At 56.8% G+C, this 16,686-nt stretch carries 16 protein-coding genes and 1 riboswitch; of the genes, 13 read left to right on the top strand and 3 right to left on the bottom strand.

Going from position 1 to position 16,686, the window contains the following annotated elements; translation table 11 throughout:
- Positions 1-41: 41 nt before the first annotated feature.
- Positions 42-422, bottom strand: a complete 381-nt coding sequence (locus B5D49_RS12495; protein ID WP_078718047.1) for a hypothetical protein — start codon at positions 420-422, stop codon at positions 42-44.
- Between the two features lie 177 nt (positions 423-599).
- A riboswitch (FMN riboswitch) is annotated at positions 600-747 on the top strand.
- Between the two features lie 112 nt (positions 748-859).
- Here B5D49_RS12495 and ribB point away from each other — a divergent pair.
- Entirely contained in the window at positions 860-1,507 is a 648-nt protein-coding gene (gene ribB / locus B5D49_RS12490; RefSeq protein ID WP_078718046.1) for a 3,4-dihydroxy-2-butanone-4-phosphate synthase, read from the top strand.
- A 52-nt stretch (positions 1,508-1,559) separates the two neighbouring features.
- Here ribB and B5D49_RS12485 read toward each other — a convergent pair whose 3' ends face one another.
- Together B5D49_RS12485 and B5D49_RS12480 are read right to left on the bottom strand one after the other, a co-directional pair.
- On the bottom strand, positions 1,560-2,300 hold the full coding sequence (locus B5D49_RS12485; RefSeq protein WP_159447230.1) for a GGDEF domain-containing protein: 741 nt from the start codon (positions 2,298-2,300) through the stop codon (positions 1,560-1,562).
- Between the two features lie 430 nt (positions 2,301-2,730).
- Complete coding sequence (locus B5D49_RS12480) at positions 2,731-4,074, bottom strand: Na+/H+ antiporter NhaC family protein (RefSeq protein ID WP_078718044.1); 1,344 nt, start codon at positions 4,072-4,074, stop codon at positions 2,731-2,733.
- Between the two features lie 451 nt (positions 4,075-4,525).
- On the opposite strand from B5D49_RS12480, the gene yedE reads away from it, so the two are divergent.
- From yedE to cas2e, 12 genes are all read left to right on the top strand, one after another.
- The gene (yedE, locus tag B5D49_RS12475; RefSeq protein ID WP_078718043.1) at positions 4,526-5,611 is read left to right on the top strand and encodes a YedE family putative selenium transporter; all 1,086 of its coding nucleotides are present in this window, start codon (positions 4,526-4,528) and stop codon (positions 5,609-5,611) included.
- A gap of 12 nt (positions 5,612-5,623) precedes the next feature.
- Positions 5,624-5,842, top strand: a complete 219-nt coding sequence (locus B5D49_RS12470; RefSeq protein ID WP_078718042.1) for a sulfurtransferase TusA family protein — start codon at positions 5,624-5,626, stop codon at positions 5,840-5,842.
- A 2-nt stretch (positions 5,843-5,844) separates the two neighbouring features.
- A complete protein-coding gene (locus tag B5D49_RS12465) occupies positions 5,845-6,396 on the top strand; it encodes a putative Se/S carrier protein (RefSeq protein WP_078718041.1) in 552 nt (183 codons plus the stop codon).
- Positions 6,384-7,247 carry an NAD(P)H-hydrate dehydratase gene (locus B5D49_RS12460; protein ID WP_078718040.1) on the top strand — a complete coding sequence of 288 codons (864 nt, stop codon included), beginning with the start codon at positions 6,384-6,386 and terminating at the stop codon, positions 7,245-7,247. Before B5D49_RS12465 ends, B5D49_RS12460 begins: the two co-directional genes overlap by 13 nt.
- Positions 7,248-7,878: 631 nt before the next feature.
- A complete protein-coding gene (locus B5D49_RS12455) occupies positions 7,879-10,500 on the top strand; it encodes a CRISPR-associated helicase/endonuclease Cas3 (protein WP_078718039.1) in 2,622 nt (873 codons plus the stop codon).
- 145 nt (positions 10,501-10,645) lie between these two features.
- A complete protein-coding gene (gene casA / locus B5D49_RS12450; protein WP_078718038.1) occupies positions 10,646-12,214 on the top strand; it encodes a type I-E CRISPR-associated protein Cse1/CasA in 1,569 nt (522 codons plus the stop codon).
- Positions 12,211-12,714, top strand: a complete 504-nt coding sequence (casB, locus tag B5D49_RS12445; protein ID WP_078718037.1) for a type I-E CRISPR-associated protein Cse2/CasB — start codon at positions 12,211-12,213, stop codon at positions 12,712-12,714. The genes casA and casB overlap by 4 nt, the downstream gene beginning before the upstream one ends.
- A gap of 12 nt (positions 12,715-12,726) precedes the next feature.
- Positions 12,727-13,842 (top strand): type I-E CRISPR-associated protein Cas7/Cse4/CasC, encoded by a 1,116-nt coding sequence (gene cas7e, locus B5D49_RS12440; protein WP_078718036.1) that lies wholly within the window; start codon positions 12,727-12,729, stop codon positions 13,840-13,842.
- Positions 13,843-13,847: 5 nt separating this feature from the next.
- Complete coding sequence (cas5e, locus tag B5D49_RS12435) at positions 13,848-14,612, top strand: type I-E CRISPR-associated protein Cas5/CasD (RefSeq protein WP_078718035.1); 765 nt, start codon at positions 13,848-13,850, stop codon at positions 14,610-14,612.
- Positions 14,605-15,255 carry a type I-E CRISPR-associated protein Cas6/Cse3/CasE gene (gene cas6e, locus B5D49_RS12430; protein ID WP_159447229.1) on the top strand — a complete coding sequence of 217 codons (651 nt, stop codon included), beginning with the start codon at positions 14,605-14,607 and terminating at the stop codon, positions 15,253-15,255. The genes cas5e and cas6e overlap by 8 nt, the downstream gene beginning before the upstream one ends.
- On the top strand, positions 15,255-16,166 hold the full coding sequence (cas1e, locus tag B5D49_RS12425; RefSeq protein WP_078718033.1) for a type I-E CRISPR-associated endonuclease Cas1e: 912 nt from the start codon (positions 15,255-15,257) through the stop codon (positions 16,164-16,166). The genes cas6e and cas1e overlap by 1 nt, the downstream gene beginning before the upstream one ends.
- Positions 16,141-16,440, top strand: a complete 300-nt coding sequence (gene cas2e / locus B5D49_RS12420; RefSeq protein WP_200806803.1) for a type I-E CRISPR-associated endoribonuclease Cas2e — start codon at positions 16,141-16,143, stop codon at positions 16,438-16,440. Before cas1e ends, cas2e begins: the two co-directional genes overlap by 26 nt.
- The last annotated feature ends 246 nt before the right edge of the window (positions 16,441-16,686 follow it).

Below are 16,686 nucleotides of genomic sequence, written 5' to 3'. Positions count from 1 at the left end.
CTGCCGTGTGTTGTGGGTTTGCGTGTTTTGTTTTTTTGATCTCAGCCGCCGAACCAGCCAGGGCTGATGACCTGTAAGGCCTTAGTATAGTTGGTGCGTAAAGCCTCCAGTTTGCCGCCCAGCTCCGACTCCTTATCCGAGAGGTTGGTAGGGCAGATTTCCAGCATCTGGTCACGAACCGCCTCAATTTCCTTCACTGTTGATTTGATCAGCGTGAGCGTGTCCGCAACCTTTTCTTGGTCCGCGGCATTCATAGCGCCGACTTCCACCAGTACGTCGTACAAACGCGCCTTCCACGCGTTGAGTTCCATTTCCAGTCCCTTGCAGTAGTGAGCAACGGCTTCTTCTTTGGAAGTACCAGCACTGCATCCGTCAATGCCGCCACAACTGGGGCAGGGGCCGGGATAATCCATGTTCGCCATAATGTCCTCCTGGTTCGGTATGCGATATGAAAATCATTCCTACTTTTACATTAGATGAATAGCGATAATGTGTAAAGAGGGGCGTATGATTTTTTGTGGTTTTGAATTCATATTTTTGAGCTTGGGGTCTGGGCGGAAGGGTTGACAACAAGGACGGAAAGGCGTTTGCTTCTTCGCACTTATTCTCAGGGCGGGGTGGAATTCCCCACCGGCGGTGATTCGGCTTTGCCGAAAAGTCCGCGAGCGCTCTTGGTTGTTCAAGAGGTCAGCAGATCCGGTGTGATTCCGGAACCGACGGTAACAGTCCGGATGGAAGAGGATAAGGCAGTCTCCCCACGCGAGGGTCTTTCCACCCTTGCTGGCTGTTCGCGTCATGTGAGCGGCTGTCTTTTCTATGCCCTGATTCTGGTACCCTGATTCTGTGAAGGAGTATTACCATGGATCAGTCGTTGCTTTCCCGTTTTGGTGATCAGGTGGAACGTGTGCGCGCCGGAATTGAAGCCCTTCGCCAAGGCAGGGGGGTTTTGGTTACGGATGATGCGGATCGTGAGAATGAAGGCGATTTGATTTTTCCCGCTCAGACATTGCGTGTGGATCAAATGGCCATGCTCATCCGTGAGTGCAGCGGGATTGTCTGTCTTTGCCTTACGGATGAAAAGGTGCGCGCTCTTGAGCTGCCGCCTATGGTTCGTGATAATTCCAGCCGATATCAAACCGCGTTTACAGTCTCCATTGAAGCTGCCGAGGGCGTGACGACGGGTGTTTCCGCAGCGGATCGTTTGCGAACCGTGCAAGCTGCCATAGCCTCTTCAGCCACTCCGGGTGACTTGCATCGCCCCGGACATGTGTTTCCGCTTTGTGCAAAACCCAACGGCGTACTGGAGCGTCGAGGGCATACGGAAGCTACTGTGGATATGATGCGCTTGGCCGGTCTGGAACCTTGCGGTGTGTTGTGTGAGCTTACGAATCCGGACGGCACCATGGCCCGCTTGCCGGAGGTTGCATCGTTTGGCGAGCGACATGATTTTCCCGTGCTCACCGTGGAAGACCTAGCCTATTATCGTGAGCAGGTCGCTCAGCAGTAAAATGTTCAGTGGACGCGACAGCAGATCTTCCAATGGGCGGGTCTGCTGTCCTTTAGAGAAGGGTGCCAAGGTCGGCATATAGCTGGCAACAGTTGCGCCCCAGTTCTTTGGCCCGGTACATGGCGATATCTGCATTTTTTACCAGGGTAACAGGTCGGTCCGCCTCCGCAGGGTACAGGCTGATACCGATGGAAGCGCCAATTTTGGCCTGGCCTTGGGGCAGAGAAAAGGGGCGTTTGAGTTCCGCCAGGATGGTGTCGGCAAGATCTTTGGCCTGTTGCGGTGAGTTGAGGTTCGGGAGGATTACGGTAAATTCGTCGCCTCCCAATCTGGCGGCCGTGTCGGTCTCTCCGAGTGTCGCGCAGATTCGCCGCGCCACATTTTTGAGAAGTGCGTCTCCGGCATCATGCCCCATGGTGTCGTTGACTTGTTTGAATCGGTCCAGGTCGATAAAAAGCAGCCCTAAGCACGTTTGCTTTGCTTCGGTTTCCGCACAGATTGTATCCAGCGTTTTAAAAAAAGTCGCTCGAGTCGGAAGACCGGTCAAACAGTCGCGATGAGCCTCTTCGATTTGATCTTTTGCTTGAAGCAAATCCTCAATCATCATCTCCAACCGAAATTCCCTGGCTTCCTTTTGGACCACAATACTGGAAATTTGTTCCGCCAGTTCTGCCACCACAGCGGGGATACCCGGAGTTGCCGTGAGTTGCAGCAAGTCCTGCACACTTTGGCGGTCTCCCTTGGCAACAGCCGTGGTTAATTGTAAAATTTTTTGCAGCGCATCATCTCGCATGCTTTCCGCCCTGGTCTCAGTCTGATTGATGGAGGAGTAGTATAAAAGCATATTATGCGAGAAAAGAAAATAAGGCGCTACAGCGGCTTGTTCTGCAATATCATATATAATCCGTATCTTGAGTCTCCCCTGATGATCATGATAGGTGTATGGAATCTTGAACGGAGAATGTATTCATGCGGCTGATCTGAACTAATGGAGTGGGAAAATGAGTTGGTGGAATTCTCTTTCGGAGTTTTGGAGGGGCTTTATCTGTGGTGGCCTGGCGGTTCCGGCGGCGATTGTCGCCGTGGAGGTCGTAGTTAAGATGGCATTGCGAAAAAAATAGCACCTTCGTCTTTGTGTTGAGGCAAAATTCATTTTGCTTCTCCCCAAAAAGAACGCCTCCTTACCGATTCGGGCAGGAGGCGTTTTTTTGGGGAGAAATGCATCAGGCGAGCGATTCGGCCGCCTGTTTTTTGATTTTAGGAAGCCCCGTGGTAATGGCGCCGATGGAGATCACTGCAAGCACCATACAATACCAATTGTTGGCGACCACGGCCACCGGAGATATTCCTGCAATGGATCCGGCAAGGAGTACTTGGGCAGCATAGGGGGTCATCCCCTGCACAATGCATGAAAAGATATCCAGAAGACTGGCGCTTCGGCGAGGATCCACACCCGTATCCGCTGCGATTTCCTTGGCAAGTCGACCAGTAAGGATGATGGCTACGGTGTTGTTGGCTGTGCATGCGTCTGCCAGGGCCACCAGGGACGCAATGCCAAATTCGCCGGAACGCCTGGTGTTTCCACGGCCAGCCCGGCGAGCAAGCGAGTTGACACGTTCCAATAGCCATTGCAGGCCGCCGTTGAACCGGATCAACTCTCCCAAGCCGCCGACCAGCATGGAGAGGACCAGGATTTCATGCATGCTTGCAAAACCGGAATAAATGTCCTGGGCAAACTGGAGCAATGAATAGTCCGGTATGACGGTCAGGCCTACACCGCCCGCAAGGACGATGCCCGTGGCAAGCACAACGAAAACATTCACACCGGCCACGGCCAGACCAAGAATGACAAGGTACGGTACAACACGGATGAACTCCCAGTCCCCAATGTTCGTGACCGTTCCCGACGTACCGAGAAACCCGAGCAGAAGAAGGGTGCCAAGAGCTGCGGGGGTGACTATTCGAAAGTTCATCTTGAACTTGTCGCTCATGGCGCAGTTCTGTGTGCGTGTTGCTGCAATGGTTGTGTCCGAGATCATAGAGAGGTTGTCTCCGAACATGGCACCACCAACAACGGTCCCCATGAGCATGGCGATGGAAATATCGGTTTGATGTCCCACCCCGGCGGCAATGGGAGCAATGGCTGCGATGGTCCCCATGGAGGTTCCCATGGACGTGGCGACAAACGCGGCAATGGTGAAAAGCCCCGGAAGGACGAGTTCGGCGGGGATGAATGCCAAGCCCAGGTTCACTGTGGCGTCTACTCCGCCGATGGCTTTGGCAACCGAGGCAAAGCCGCCCGCTAAAAGGTAGATCACGCACATGGTCACAATGTTGATGTCACCGACGCCATGCAGGAAGATGGAAATTTTTTTGTCCAACTTTTCCTTGCCCATGAGTAAGGCCAGAGCAATGGCTGGTAAAATGGCGACCGCAGCGGACAATTGATAGAACGCCATGCTCTTGCCTTGAATGGTGAGCACTGTTCCCGTGCCGATGAATAGAGCGAGAAAGAGGAGAAGGGGAAGCAGAGCGCTTCCACGCGGTGGAATGGATTGCTGGTTCATGAGGTAAGCTCTTTGGGTTATGATTGACTGTGAGCCGTCCCTTCGTGCGGACGGCGTCCCATCATGCGTGGAAATTGTCTTTAGGATATCCCTTGCAGTGTGTCCAGTTAAAACGATCTCTAACTGTCTTTTATTGTTGTTATATGTTTATATATCAATATTAGTTTTTAAGAACCGGCTACTTATGAACACACGCCTCCCCAAGCGGGCAAGCAGTGAAAGCATTTCCTTCCCAATACTCTAAGGATGGAATGTTTGTTGTTTCTCCTTAAATCTTGTGAGTTTTACTCAACTGGTTGGCCATTATTTCTTCGCTTTTTCAAATAGAAATTCTCTATATCTCCATACTGTTTGTTTGCTTATAAACAATTGGTCTGCCCAACGCTTCTTCGATAACTTCCGTCTTGACTGAGGGGTAGGTTTCGTTCGTTTTGCTAAGAAAGGAGGACGTATGGTCAATTTTTTTGCCTCGCGAAAAGGAATCATTTTCGTCGGGCTTGTGATCGGGTGCTTGGCAGCTTTGCTCCAGTATCTGGGCAACCCTGGGAACATGGGCATCTGTGTTGCTTGCTTTGAGCGGGATATCGCCGGTGCTGTCGGGCTGCACCGTGCGGGCGTTGTCCAGTATATGCGTCCTGAAATCTTCGGCTTTGTTCTTGGTGCGCTGGGTGCCGCACTGGTCGGCAAAGATTTTCGGCCCAGGGCCGGATCCGCGCCCATCGTCCGATTCATCCTCGGTGTGTTTGCCATGATAGGCGCCCTGGTTTTTTTAGGGTGCCCATGGCGTGCGCTGTTGAGGCTGGCTGGCGGAGATCTCAATTCCCTCTTCGGTCTGGCCGGTCTCATCGCCGGAATTTGGGTCGGCACACTTTTCTTCAAGAAAGGGTATAACCTCGGTCGTAGTCAAAAGACATACTCGTCGGTGGGACTGATTATGCCTTTGGTCATGGTCGGTTTTTTGATTTTGATGTTTCTGTATCCGCAGGTTTCCGGCAAAGCTGAATCAGGTGTGCTTTTTTACAGCCTCAAGGGACCGGGAGCGATGCATGCGCCATTGTTCATCTCTCTGGGTGTGGGGTTGTTGGTGGGAGCCATTGCCCAACGGAGCCGGTTTTGTACCATGGGGGCTTTTCGTGATTTGATTTTGTTCCGGCAGGTTCACCTTTTTTCCGGTGTTCTGGCCTTACTTGCCGCAGCCTTTGCCGTGAACTTAATCCTTGGACAGTTTAATCCTGGGTTTGCCGGACAGCCCGTGGCTCACACCCAGGGTTTGTGGAACTTTATGGGCATGGTCCTTGCCGGTCTTTGCTTTGCTTTGGCTGGTGGTTGTCCTGGACGGCAGCTGTTCATGGCGGGCGAGGGAGATGGCGATGCCGCCGTCTTTGTGTTCGGCATGATCGTTGGCGCCGGTTTTGCGCATAACTTTGGCTTGGCCAGTTCGCCTAAGGGCGTGGGGCCGCACGGTATAGCGGCGGTCTTCATTGGATTGGCTGTGTGTTTGTTTATTGGATTTACCATGCGAAAAAAATCAGCCTAGGGAGAATACGACATGATTGAGACTGTCGATGCGCGGGGGCTGTCCTGCCCTCAGCCGGTACTGGATACCCTGGCAAAGATCGTGGCAATGGGATCGGGGAAAATAGAAGTCTTGTTGGACACCGAGGCCTCCAAGGAAAATGTGGCTCGTGCCGCGCAATCCAAAGGATGGCGTGTGGAATCCGTTGAAGAGGATAACGGTGAATATCGTTTGATGCTTGCCGGGGACTAAATATGGGCCTTCGGAAGCTACTCCGAAAGATTGTTCCCGGTTCGCAGGGCACTGTCCGGGCGGACCGGGGACTTCTTATTTTTGAACATACCAGTGAGGTCATTCGGGCCGAACAGGAACTCAAGCGTGCGGGCTATGCGATCAAGGTGATGGGACCGCCTCCAGAGATTCAGAAGGGTTGTGATCTTGTGGTAGAGTATCCTCTTATTGAGGGACTTGATATCCTGCGCACCTTAGAGAAGGCTGGAACGGTTCCATTGGATGTCGTGCCGGTAACCGGGCCGTTGCTTTCTCCCGTGGATTTGTTTCAGATAAAGGATTTCGGACGGTACCTGATGGTGCGCGCCGCGAACATGAAAATTACCGTGGAAAAGAGCGGGGGGACTATCGTGAACGTGTCCGGCGGTGGTTGTCCAGATGTTCCGTACATCGCGGCTCAACTTATTGGACGCACGTTGGAGGATGCTCCTGAACCGCGCGAAGTAGGACATACTCTGTGCGGTTATGCTTTGCAGCTCGCCTACGAGGAGGTGAAGCGCCAGTGCTCGCAGTAGTGGGGACCATCCCTGATCCGACCATTCCGGTGTTGGAAGGAACAATTGATTTCCAAAATGGACGCCTTGCCGTGGATGGCAGGGAATTTTCCCCTGACCGCGGGACTCCCGCCCTGTTGGCTGCTTCGGCTGTGACGTGTCGTTGTCTGCAATTGCAGCCACCGTACGCCTTTTTAGTAGGAGATGAAGGGTTGGGGAAGGGGAGTCGGAATATCTATGAATATTTGACTCGTATTTTGCCACAGCAAACGTTTTCCACTCTTGCTTTTCATTACTTACAGCCCGACGTGGATTGGCATGATCGGATTTTGCTGAGTATCCAATCGTTGACAACGTTTCCCACGCTCGTGGCCGATGCTGGCTTTATGTACGCAGCAAAAATGAGCGGGAATGCAGGTGCATATACCCTTTTTACACCAGATGTTGGTGAGCTGGCGTTTCTGGCGGATGAGATGGCGCCGCATCCATTTTACACACGTGGTTTTATTTTGCAGGATGACGAGAAAATACAGGAGCTTGTCGTCCGAGCTTATGCACACCAAAACGCGGCCCAGTGTCTGTTGGTCAAGGGGAGCACGGATCACATTGCCAATAAAGAAGGCGTGCTGGCAAGGGTATCAAGCCCGTCGATTGAAGCAATGGAAGCGATGGGAGGAACGGGTGACACCGTAACCGGCATGGCTTGCGCTTTGATCGAGTCCGGTTTTGACGTATCTCGTGCAGCGTGGGTTGCGGCTCAAGCCAATCGTCATGCTGGGGAGTTGGCGGACCTTAATCCGGCCTCGCAGATCGGTGAGTTGATTACGCACATTCCTGCCGCGCTTGAAAGAGCTTTGAAGGAGCTACAATAATCGGGCGGCGTAGCACACGGATAGACTCTGAAAGTCGTTCCGGTTGTTCAGGCAATTTTGTGATGGCAAAAAGGTGAATTCTGATACTCGCTCCGCCGTTTGTGCATTTTTCCATGTCTTGAATTTTTCTTTGGCTACAACGTTGAGCACCGCAAATCTCCCCCGCCCCCATGAGGAAAAAAGAAAGACCCCGGATTGTCGGGGTCTTTTGTCAAACTGTCAAAGGTAGATACGCCTAAATTCTTTTTCGACAAGACCTGTTAAAGCGTTCAATATACGAGTTTTGCATCGGCTTATCTCGTTGGTGAATTTCTGATCAATGCCATGTTGATCGGTCCTAGCAATGCTTGTTACGTCTTAGTTTGCCATATGAAAATACTGAGCACAACTTGGCCAGAAGTCACTACTTTGCAGAGGAACTATTTCACTGAAGTTTTACAACAGATTTTGCAAATTAGCCTGCAAATACGGTGTATACAGGGTAATCCTTTCCCAGTTTGTCGAGGGCTGAGAAGTAGGGCTTATCAGAGGTTGTTGCCATTTGTTCCATGTTGGAAAACCTGACGTTTCGAGTTGTTTTATCTACAGTTAAATATTTAAGTTGCGTTTTGTCCCGGTCGGGAGGACTTGAGTGCGTTACGATTATTGGGGAAAGACGTTTTTGGATGGGGACTGGCATCATCTGGGGCATCATTGTCTGGACGTCGCGGCCGTGGCCGAACGGTTGCTGGACGCGAACCCCGTGTGGGCGGCTCGCATGGCTGATCTTGCCCCCATGCCGACCGGCCATGTGCGTTCCTTGGTTCTTTTTCTTGCCGCGTGTCACGATCTGGGCAAGTTCCATCCCGGCTTTCAGCGTTTGACCTCGTTGGGGGAAAAGCTCGGACACCGTCGCGGCGGGTATGCGCACCATCACACGGAATACGGGCTTGCTCTCTGGGAAAAAATATGGCCATGGGACTATCTTGACCTGCCGGATGAATACTCCCTGAAACCGTTGTTGACGGCCGCATTCTGCCATCACGGATCACCCTGCGATACCTGCGATTTGGGGCATTCCGCGTTTTCCGTGGAGGCTGATGCCGAAGCGTTCGTGCGCGAGGTGGCGGCGCGCTTTCTTTGCGAATCATATGAACAGTTCCGAGAGGTGGAGCTTGAGCCATTGTCGTGGTTCACGGCCGGGCTGATCATCCTTGCGGATTGGATCGGCTCCAACGAGCATTGGTTCAAGCCCGTTTCCAAGTGGGATTGTTTTGAAGCCTATTGGCCGGTTGCGCAGGGGCGGGCGGCCGATGCCGTGGACGCACTCGGGCTGGTCGGGGCGCACGCCACGGATAGCTGTGAGTTTGCGGACCTGCTGCCCCATTTGAAGGGATGCGCGCCAAGCCATATGCAGCAGGCCGTTCTCGATCTGCCGGAACCCATCGGGCCGGAAATGTTCATCATTGAGGATCTGACCGGCGGGGGCAAGACCGAGGCGGCCCTGCTGGCTGCGCACCGTTCCATGCGCTTTGGCCTTGCATCGGGCCTGTACGTGGGGCTGCCCACCATGGCCACGGCAAACGCCATGTATGAACGCCTCGCCCAAGGATACCGGGCCTTGTTCGATCAGGATATTTTTCTCGCCCTCGCGCACGGCGGCACCTTTCTCAATGAAACATACATGTCCGGCCTTTGCGCGCGGCAGGGAGCAGACAACGACGAAGGGGGCGCGGTTAGCGCCCACTGGCTGGCGGATAGTCGCAAAAAGGCTCTGCTGGCTGCGTGCGGTGTGGGTACCATCGATCAGGCTCTGCTGGGCGTGCTTGGGGCCAAACATCAGTCCCTGCGGTTGCTGGGTTTGTGCCGTTCCGTGCTGGTGGTGGACGAGGTGCATTCCTATGACGTTTACACCGGTGAACTGCTAGCAAATCTGCTGCGGTTTCATGCCGCCATGGGCGGTAGCGCCGTGCTGCTCTCGGCCACCATGACGAGTGAGCTGCGCCGGACTCTGGCCGAGGCGTGGCGCAATGGCCGCGCCCTTGCCGGGAAAAACGTGCCCGAACCCGAACAGGATGCGGACCCGTTTTCCGTGTCCTTTCCGCTCATGACAAGGCTGACGGATGAGAAGGGAGAATCCATTCCCGTTGCCACGCGCCGCACGCTGAACGTGGCCGTGGAGTCGGTATATGACGAATCCGGCATGTTCGACGCATTGCGCCGGGCTTTTAAGGCCGGTGCCTGCGCCTGCTGGATTCGAAATACTGTGGTGGACGTGCTGGAAGCGGCGCGGCTGCTGGTTGAGGAACACGGCCTGCCCGCTGACAGGGTGCTGGTGTTTCATTCCCGGTTCACTGGCGCCGACAGGGCCGATATCGAACGGGAAGTGTTGCGCGTGTTCGGCAAGGAAAGTGTAGCGTCCGACCGGGCCGAGAAAATCCTGATTGCCTCGCAGGTGGTCGAGCAGTCCCTTGATTTGGATTTTGATGTTTTGCTGAGCGATCTAGCGCCCATGGAGTTGATGATCCAGCGGGCCGGACGGTGCCACAGGCACGAGCGTTCCCGTCCGGTCGGCTATGAAACCGCAGTGATGCGGGTGCTCATGCCCGAACCTGCGGACGATGCGCCCGGAGACTGGTATGGGACCATGTTCGAAAAGGGGCAGTATGTGTACCCGCGTCCGGCCGTTTTGTGGCGTACGGCCCGGATTTTGTGCTCCAAGGGGGCCGTCGTGTTGCCTCGCGACGCACGGGAATTGGTAGAGGGCTGCTATGGGGACGGTGTTCTGTGCGCCCCGCATAGCATGGACGGGCGGGAAATGGACGCCTTTGGCAAGCAATGCGCGGACAAGGCCGTGGCCTGTTTCGGTTCCCTCGATTTTTCCGGGGGTTATTCGCTGGAGGATTCGCCGTGGGGCGACGACGTAGCCGCTCCCACGCGGTTGGGCGAGCCGAGCCATGGTCTGCGGCTGTTGCGCGTGGAGGATGACGGGGTGCGCCTGTGGTCTGACGACGGCAGGGGCGCGAGCATGGACAACTGCGTGCGTTCCGAGGTGCGCGTACCCGTGCGCCTTCTTTCGTCCGCCCATGCTCCGCAATCCTGCGCTAGCGACGTGTCCTCGCTCATGGAGTCCATGCCGGACAAGGGCGAGTGGTGCGTCTGCCTGCCCCTGTGCGAAATTTCGCCCGGCGTGTGGTCTGGTTCTGGCAAGGACGCCAGGGGCGTGACCAGAACCGTCCGCTATGATCAGCGGTGCGGTCTGGTTGTTGACTGATTAAATCCCCTGCAGTTGGTGTTTTTTTCGATAATTGTATTAGTTCTTCGTTATTGTCGAGTCCGCTGATCCACTTTATATGAGGGTGGTTAGGGGGCTTTTTTTTGTATATGGTATCGTATTCCAAATATATATGGAGAAAACCATGAACTACAATTTATTGGATGAGCCGTGGCTGCCCGCACTTTTTGGGGACGGGCGGACCGAATGGATACGGCCATGGGAAATCGTGGGCGACAATCCGCCCGTAGGCTTAAATCCGCAACGGGCGGATTTCCGGGCCGCGCTCATGGAATTCCTTGTGGGCCTGTTACAGACCGCGTTTGCGCCTGCGGACATGCGCACCCGGGACCGAATGCTCGGTTCCCCGCCGAGCCAAAAGAAACTACGCGAGGCCTTTGCGGCCCACCGGGAGTTCTTCAACCTTTTTGGCGAGCGCCCCCGGTTCATGCAAGACCTGACCATGAATGAAATGGACAAGCCCGTGAGCAACGGGATCGGGGCATTGCTCATTGAGCAGCCCGGCGGCATCACCCTGCGTGAAAATAAGGACTTTTTTATCAAACGCGGGCAGGTGGAGGCCATGTGTCCGGCCTGCGCCGCGGCCGCCCTGTTCACCTTGCAGGCCTTTGCCCCGGCCGGCGGACGCGGCAATCGCACGTCCATGCGCGGGGGCGGTCCGCTTTCGACCCTGTGCGCGGGAGACACCCTGTGGCAAAGCCTGTGGCTGAACGTGGCTCCGGTCAAGGGCCGGGGGAGCATCGAACCCACTTCGGACAGGGGGGTGCTCGCTTCTCGCGTGTATGCATGGGCCGCGCCCACCCGCACCAGCGACAAGAATGAACAGGTGCATCCGCAGGATATGCATCCCCTGCACGTGTTCTGGGGCATGCCCCGGCGCATTGTGCTGCGTGAGGAAGAGGCCCAAGGACCCTGCCATGTCTGCGGCAGGGAACATGGTCTGGCCGTGCGCGAGTTCCTTTCCCGTCCCAACGGCTACAACTACGGCCCGGAATGGGTGCATCCGCTCACGCCCTACACCATGGAACAGGGCAAACCGCCCCTGTCCATCAAAGGGCGCAGCAACATAGACGCCTACAGCAACTGGCTGGGCGTTGTCTATGGCGAGCCGGACGCCAAGCGGCACATGCACGCGGCCCAGTGCGTACGCAATGCCGGGAGGCGCGGCAGCCGGATCGGCGTGGCCGGGTATGACATGGACAATGCAAAAGCTCGGCAATGGTGCGAGCATGTCTTCCCATCCTTTGTCCTGCTCGGGGACGAAGTGACCTTCGTCGCGGAAGTGCGCGGCATGGTGGCCGCTGCGGATCAGGTGCGGCGCAACCTGCTGGGCGCGCTTAAGGACGCGCTGGTGCATGATGCTGGAAAGAATCAGGCCAAGACCGACATGAGTCTTTTCGAGAACGCCAACAACATGTTCTGGGGCCGCACCGAAGCGGCTTTTTATGAAAACGCGGCCCAGCTTGCTGCCTTGCCAGATCGCGACGCGAGCCTGTCCGAACGGGACGAGCTGCGTCTTGTGTGGGGCAGGGTGCTCTTGGTCGAGTCTTCAAAGTTGTTCGAGGAAAACGCCGAACGGTTCGGCATACCGCCAGAGCGCATGGAGCGCTGCGTGGAAGCGCACAAGCGCATGAGGAATTACAATATCAAGTATTTGCGCGGCATGGAAATGTATCCGCCTAGGGAGGCATGATGAAATTGGATCAGGCATTCAACGACAACGGCTTCTGGAAGGCCGTGGAATCGTGGTGGCATGGTCTGGAGAAAGACCGTGGTCAGCGGGCCGGTCTGCGCCGGGCCAAAAGTCGCACCGAGGTGTATGTGTCCCCGGCCTATCGCAACGGACTGGTGGAGGAATTAGCTTCGTTTGAACTGGGCGAGCCTGATCTGGAACGGTTGGCTCTTGCGGCCGGTGTGTTGGCCAATGCCCGGCACTTGCACAAGGGGCATTTCGCCGCTGTTTTCGCTCGGGAGGGCAAGGGCTCTCCGGACATGCGCGACGTACGTTTCCGTAAGCTGCTGGCCGTGGAGGACGGTGAATACGATGAATTGTACCGCATGTTGGTGCGGTTCGTGGGTATGTGCGGCGGCGTGGCCAGCCTCGGCGGGTTGATCCGGCATACCATGTACTGGAACGATCAGGCCCGGATGAACTGGGCCAGGGAATACTACCCCAACCGAAGCAAAGCATAAGGAGATCATATTATGTCCCGTTTCATTCAACTGCACGTTTTGACCACGTATCCGGCCAGCAACCTGAACCGCGACGACCTCGGACGCCCCAAGACCGTGAAGATGGGCGGGTGCCAGCGGTTGCGTGTTTCCTCCCAGAGCTTGAAACGCGCATGGCGCACCTCGGAGCACATCTCGGGCGCGCTGTGTGATCATTTCGGCAAGCGTACCAAGGAAGTCGGCAAATACGCGTATTTTGCCCTGACAAACGGTGTGACCTTTGCGGAAAGCATGGAGGACATTGAGGCAACGGGCGATCTGCCAACCCTGAAGCAGGCGGCCGCCGCCAAGATCGCGCGCGCTGTGGCGGGCGTGTTTGCCAAGAACAAGGCGGAATACAAGGCCAAGGCGGACAAGTTTGTGAAAAAGGATTTCCTTGAATCCCTCGAAACCGAGCAGATGGCCCACCTGAACCCCGTGGAACTGGCGGCCGTAGGCGAGCTGGTGGAGACCTGCCGCGAGACAGGCAAGGAACCGGAAAAAGATGCGTTGGATCTTTTGCGCGGTGAAGCCAATGCCGTGGATGTGGCCATGTTCGGCCGAATGCTGGCCAGCCGTCCGGAATACAACGTGGAGGCCGCTGTGCAGGTGGCGCACGCCATGACCGTTCACAAGGCCGTTGTGGAGGACGATTTCTTCACCGCCGTGGACGATCTGAACCGCGACGACCCCGGGGCCGGGCACATGGGCGTGGCTGAGTTCGGCGCGGGCCTCTTTTACCTGTATGTGTGCGTGGACCGCGACCTGCTGCTGGAAAACCTCGGTGGCGATGAGAACCTTTGCAACCGCACTCTTGGAGCGTTGGCGCGGGCCGTGTACACGGTGAGTCCCTCGGGCAAGCAGAACAGCTTTGCCTCCCGCGCCGTGGCTTCCTATTGCGTGGCGGAAAAGGGCGACGCCCATGCGCGCACCCTTGCCGAGGCGTTTCTCAAGCCCGTGAACGGCGAGGATATGCTTGCGGACGCCCTTGCCGCGCTCGAAACCAAACGCGAGAGCTTCAACGCCATACTGGGCGAGGAGGCCGAATCCATAGTTTGCGGCCATGGCCGGCAAACTTTGAAAGACCTTTGTGACTTCATCGCGGAGTAAAGACCATGAGGGAATATCTTGTCTTTACCCTCCGGGGTCCCATGCAGAGCTGGGGCACGGTCTCGGCCGTGGGCGAGGTTCGCGCCACGGCCGGGCGGCCCGGGCGTTCCGGGGTGATGGGGTTGGTGGCGGCCGCGCTGGGCATCCGGCGCGACGCTCCGGATGCCCTTGAAACCCTGCATGGCGCGGCGCGCATTGCCGTACGTGCCGACGCCTCGGGCGAACGGATGATTGACTACCACACGGTGCAGACGCCTCCTTCCGTGCGCAAGGTGACGTACCATACGCGGCGCGACGAGCTGGTGAACAAGGTCTGCAAGGAGCAGCTTACCACCATCCTTTCCCGACGCGAGTACCTTGCCGGGGCCGCGTTCACGGTGTGCGTGTGGCTGGAGAAAGATGCCGGATACGGCGTGGATGACATGCGGGACGCGCTGGCCCGGCCACGGCTGGCGCTCTACCTCGGCAGGAAATCCTGCCCGCCGGGTTTTCCCCTGCTGCCGGAAATCCTGTCCGCAGACAACGTTGCCGAGGCGTTTGAACGCTATGACGAAATATGCGGTGAACACTGCCGTAATGCGGGATCCCTGTTCACGGGTTCGCAGGTGTGGTCCGACGCCGGGCACGGCGTCCCCGAAGTGGAAAAATATTCCACGGTGTATTCCGTGCGCGACGTGTTGACCAACTCGGCCCGACGACAGTTCGCCATGCGGCAGGAGCACCATTTCACCCTGCGTCGGAAACCGGAGGTGGAACATGTTCATGAGTAAGATTCGGCTGGACATGGCCCGGTCCTCGCATCTGGGCGTGTACGAGGCACATCAGGCGCTCTGGAAGCTCTTTTCGGATTCCCCTGACCGGCGGCGGGACTTTCTGTATCGCCATCTGGACGACTCCTCGTTTCTGACCGTTTCGAAGCGGCGGCCCGAGGATTTGCCTTTTGTGCGCAGGATAGAAGTGAAGGAATATGAACCGAAGCTGACGAACGGCGACAGGGTATTGTTTTCCCTACGTTTCAATCCCGTGATCAAGCGGCGTGAACCTTCGTCCAACGGCAGGCGCGGGCGTCAGGTCCGGGTGGACATGGTGCAGGACGAACGAAAGCGCTTTATGCGCAAGGGGCTTGAAATGCCGCCGCGTTCGGAAATAGCCCAAGGTGTTGCCGAACAGTGGCTTGAAAAACGAGAGCAGACTCTGGGCCTGGCACTGGAAAAGGAAACTGTCATGGCGGAGGCCTATGACCAGAGCCGTTTCGGGTACAGGGGCGGCAGCAAGGATGTGGTGCTTTCGCGTATTGATGTGTGCGGGTTTGCCACGGTTTCCGATGCCGCGCTACTGAAAAAAGCCCTTTTCCAGGGGGTGGGCGCTGCCAAGGGCTTTGGTTTCGGGCTGTTGCTGGTAAGGCGGGCGTGATGCTGCCGAAGCTCAGACCGTTGCCGCTGAAGGAGCGGTCCAGCATGGTCTTTCTGGAAAAAGGCCGGTTGGATGTGCTGGATGGCTCCTTTGTGCTGGTGGATGCGGAAGGCGTGCGGGTGCACGTGCCGGTGGGCGGGGTGTGCTGCATTCTGCTGGAACCCGGCATACGCGTTTCGCATGCCGCAGTGACTCTTGCGGCCCGTTCCGGCACCCTGCTTGTGTGGGTGGGGGAGGCCGGTGTGCGGCTCTACGCCGCCGGGCAGCCCGGAGGCGCACGTAGCGACAAGTTGCTTTGGCAGGCCTCACTCGCCCTTGACGACACCGCGCGGCTCAACGTGGTGCGCAGGATGTACGAGATCCGCTTTGGCGGCAACGCCCCGGGCGGCCGCAGCGTGGAGCAGCTGCGCGGCATGGAGGGCGCACGCGTGCGCGCTATGTACAAGCAGATGGCCAAGCTCTATCGCGTTGAGTGGTCCGGGCGGCGATACGATCCCGGGAGTTTTTCGAGCGGAGACGTTCCGAACCAGTGCCTGAGCGCGGCCACGTCGTGCCTCTACGGGATCAGCGAGGCCGCCATTCTCGCAGCCGGGTATGCGCCGGCAATCGGTTTCCTGCATACGGGAAAACCCCGTTCGTTCGTGTATGACATCGCGGACCTCATCAAGTTCGAGACCGTTGTTCCGGCCGCGTTCGGCGTTGCCGCGGGCAAGCCTGCGGACCCAGAGCGCGAAACGCGCATTGCCTGCCGCAACATGTTTCGAAAGAAACGGGTGCTGAAACGCATTATTCCGTTGATTGAGGAAGTTCTGGCCGCCGGGGGCAAAAAATTGCCTGAGCCTGCGCCCGAGGCTGCGGGGCCGGCTTTCGAGGAGGAGAAGGGGCATGGCGATGACGGTCATCGTGGTTGAGAGCGTTCCGCCGCGTCTGCGGGGGCGTCTTGCCGTCTGGATGCTGGAAATCCGTGCCGGAGTGTATGTGGGTGACCTGTCCTTGCGCACCCGCGAGATGGTCTGGTCCACCGTGCGTGAGGGAATTGCGGACGGCAACGGGGTGATGGTCTGGCAAAGCCGGACCGAGCAGGGGTATTCATTTGAAACGCTTGGTGTCAATCGTCGGGTTCCCGTGGATTTTGACGGCATGGCGCTGGTCAGTTTTTTGCCATTGGAGGAAAAAGAGACATGATGCAATGATAATGCCTGACTATGGGTAAAATTTTGGTTTTTTTGTTGTGGCGTTTTTGTGCTAAGAAATATAAGTGGTTCTGGTTAGAGTGTTCCCCACGCCCGTGGGGATGAACCGCCGCCGAACCAGTCGGCCTCCAGCTCGCTGGAGTGTTCCCCACGCCCGTGGGGATGAACCGCAGACCGAGCGCGTGCGTTTGCTCGCGGATCAGTGTTCCCCACGCCCGTGGGGATGAACCGGAAATCG

Source organism: Paucidesulfovibrio gracilis DSM 16080, assembly GCF_900167125.1.
In the GTDB taxonomy this organism is placed as follows: domain Bacteria; phylum Desulfobacterota; class Desulfovibrionia; order Desulfovibrionales; family Desulfovibrionaceae; genus Paucidesulfovibrio; species Paucidesulfovibrio gracilis.
This window is presented reverse-complemented; position numbering and strand designations above follow the sequence as displayed.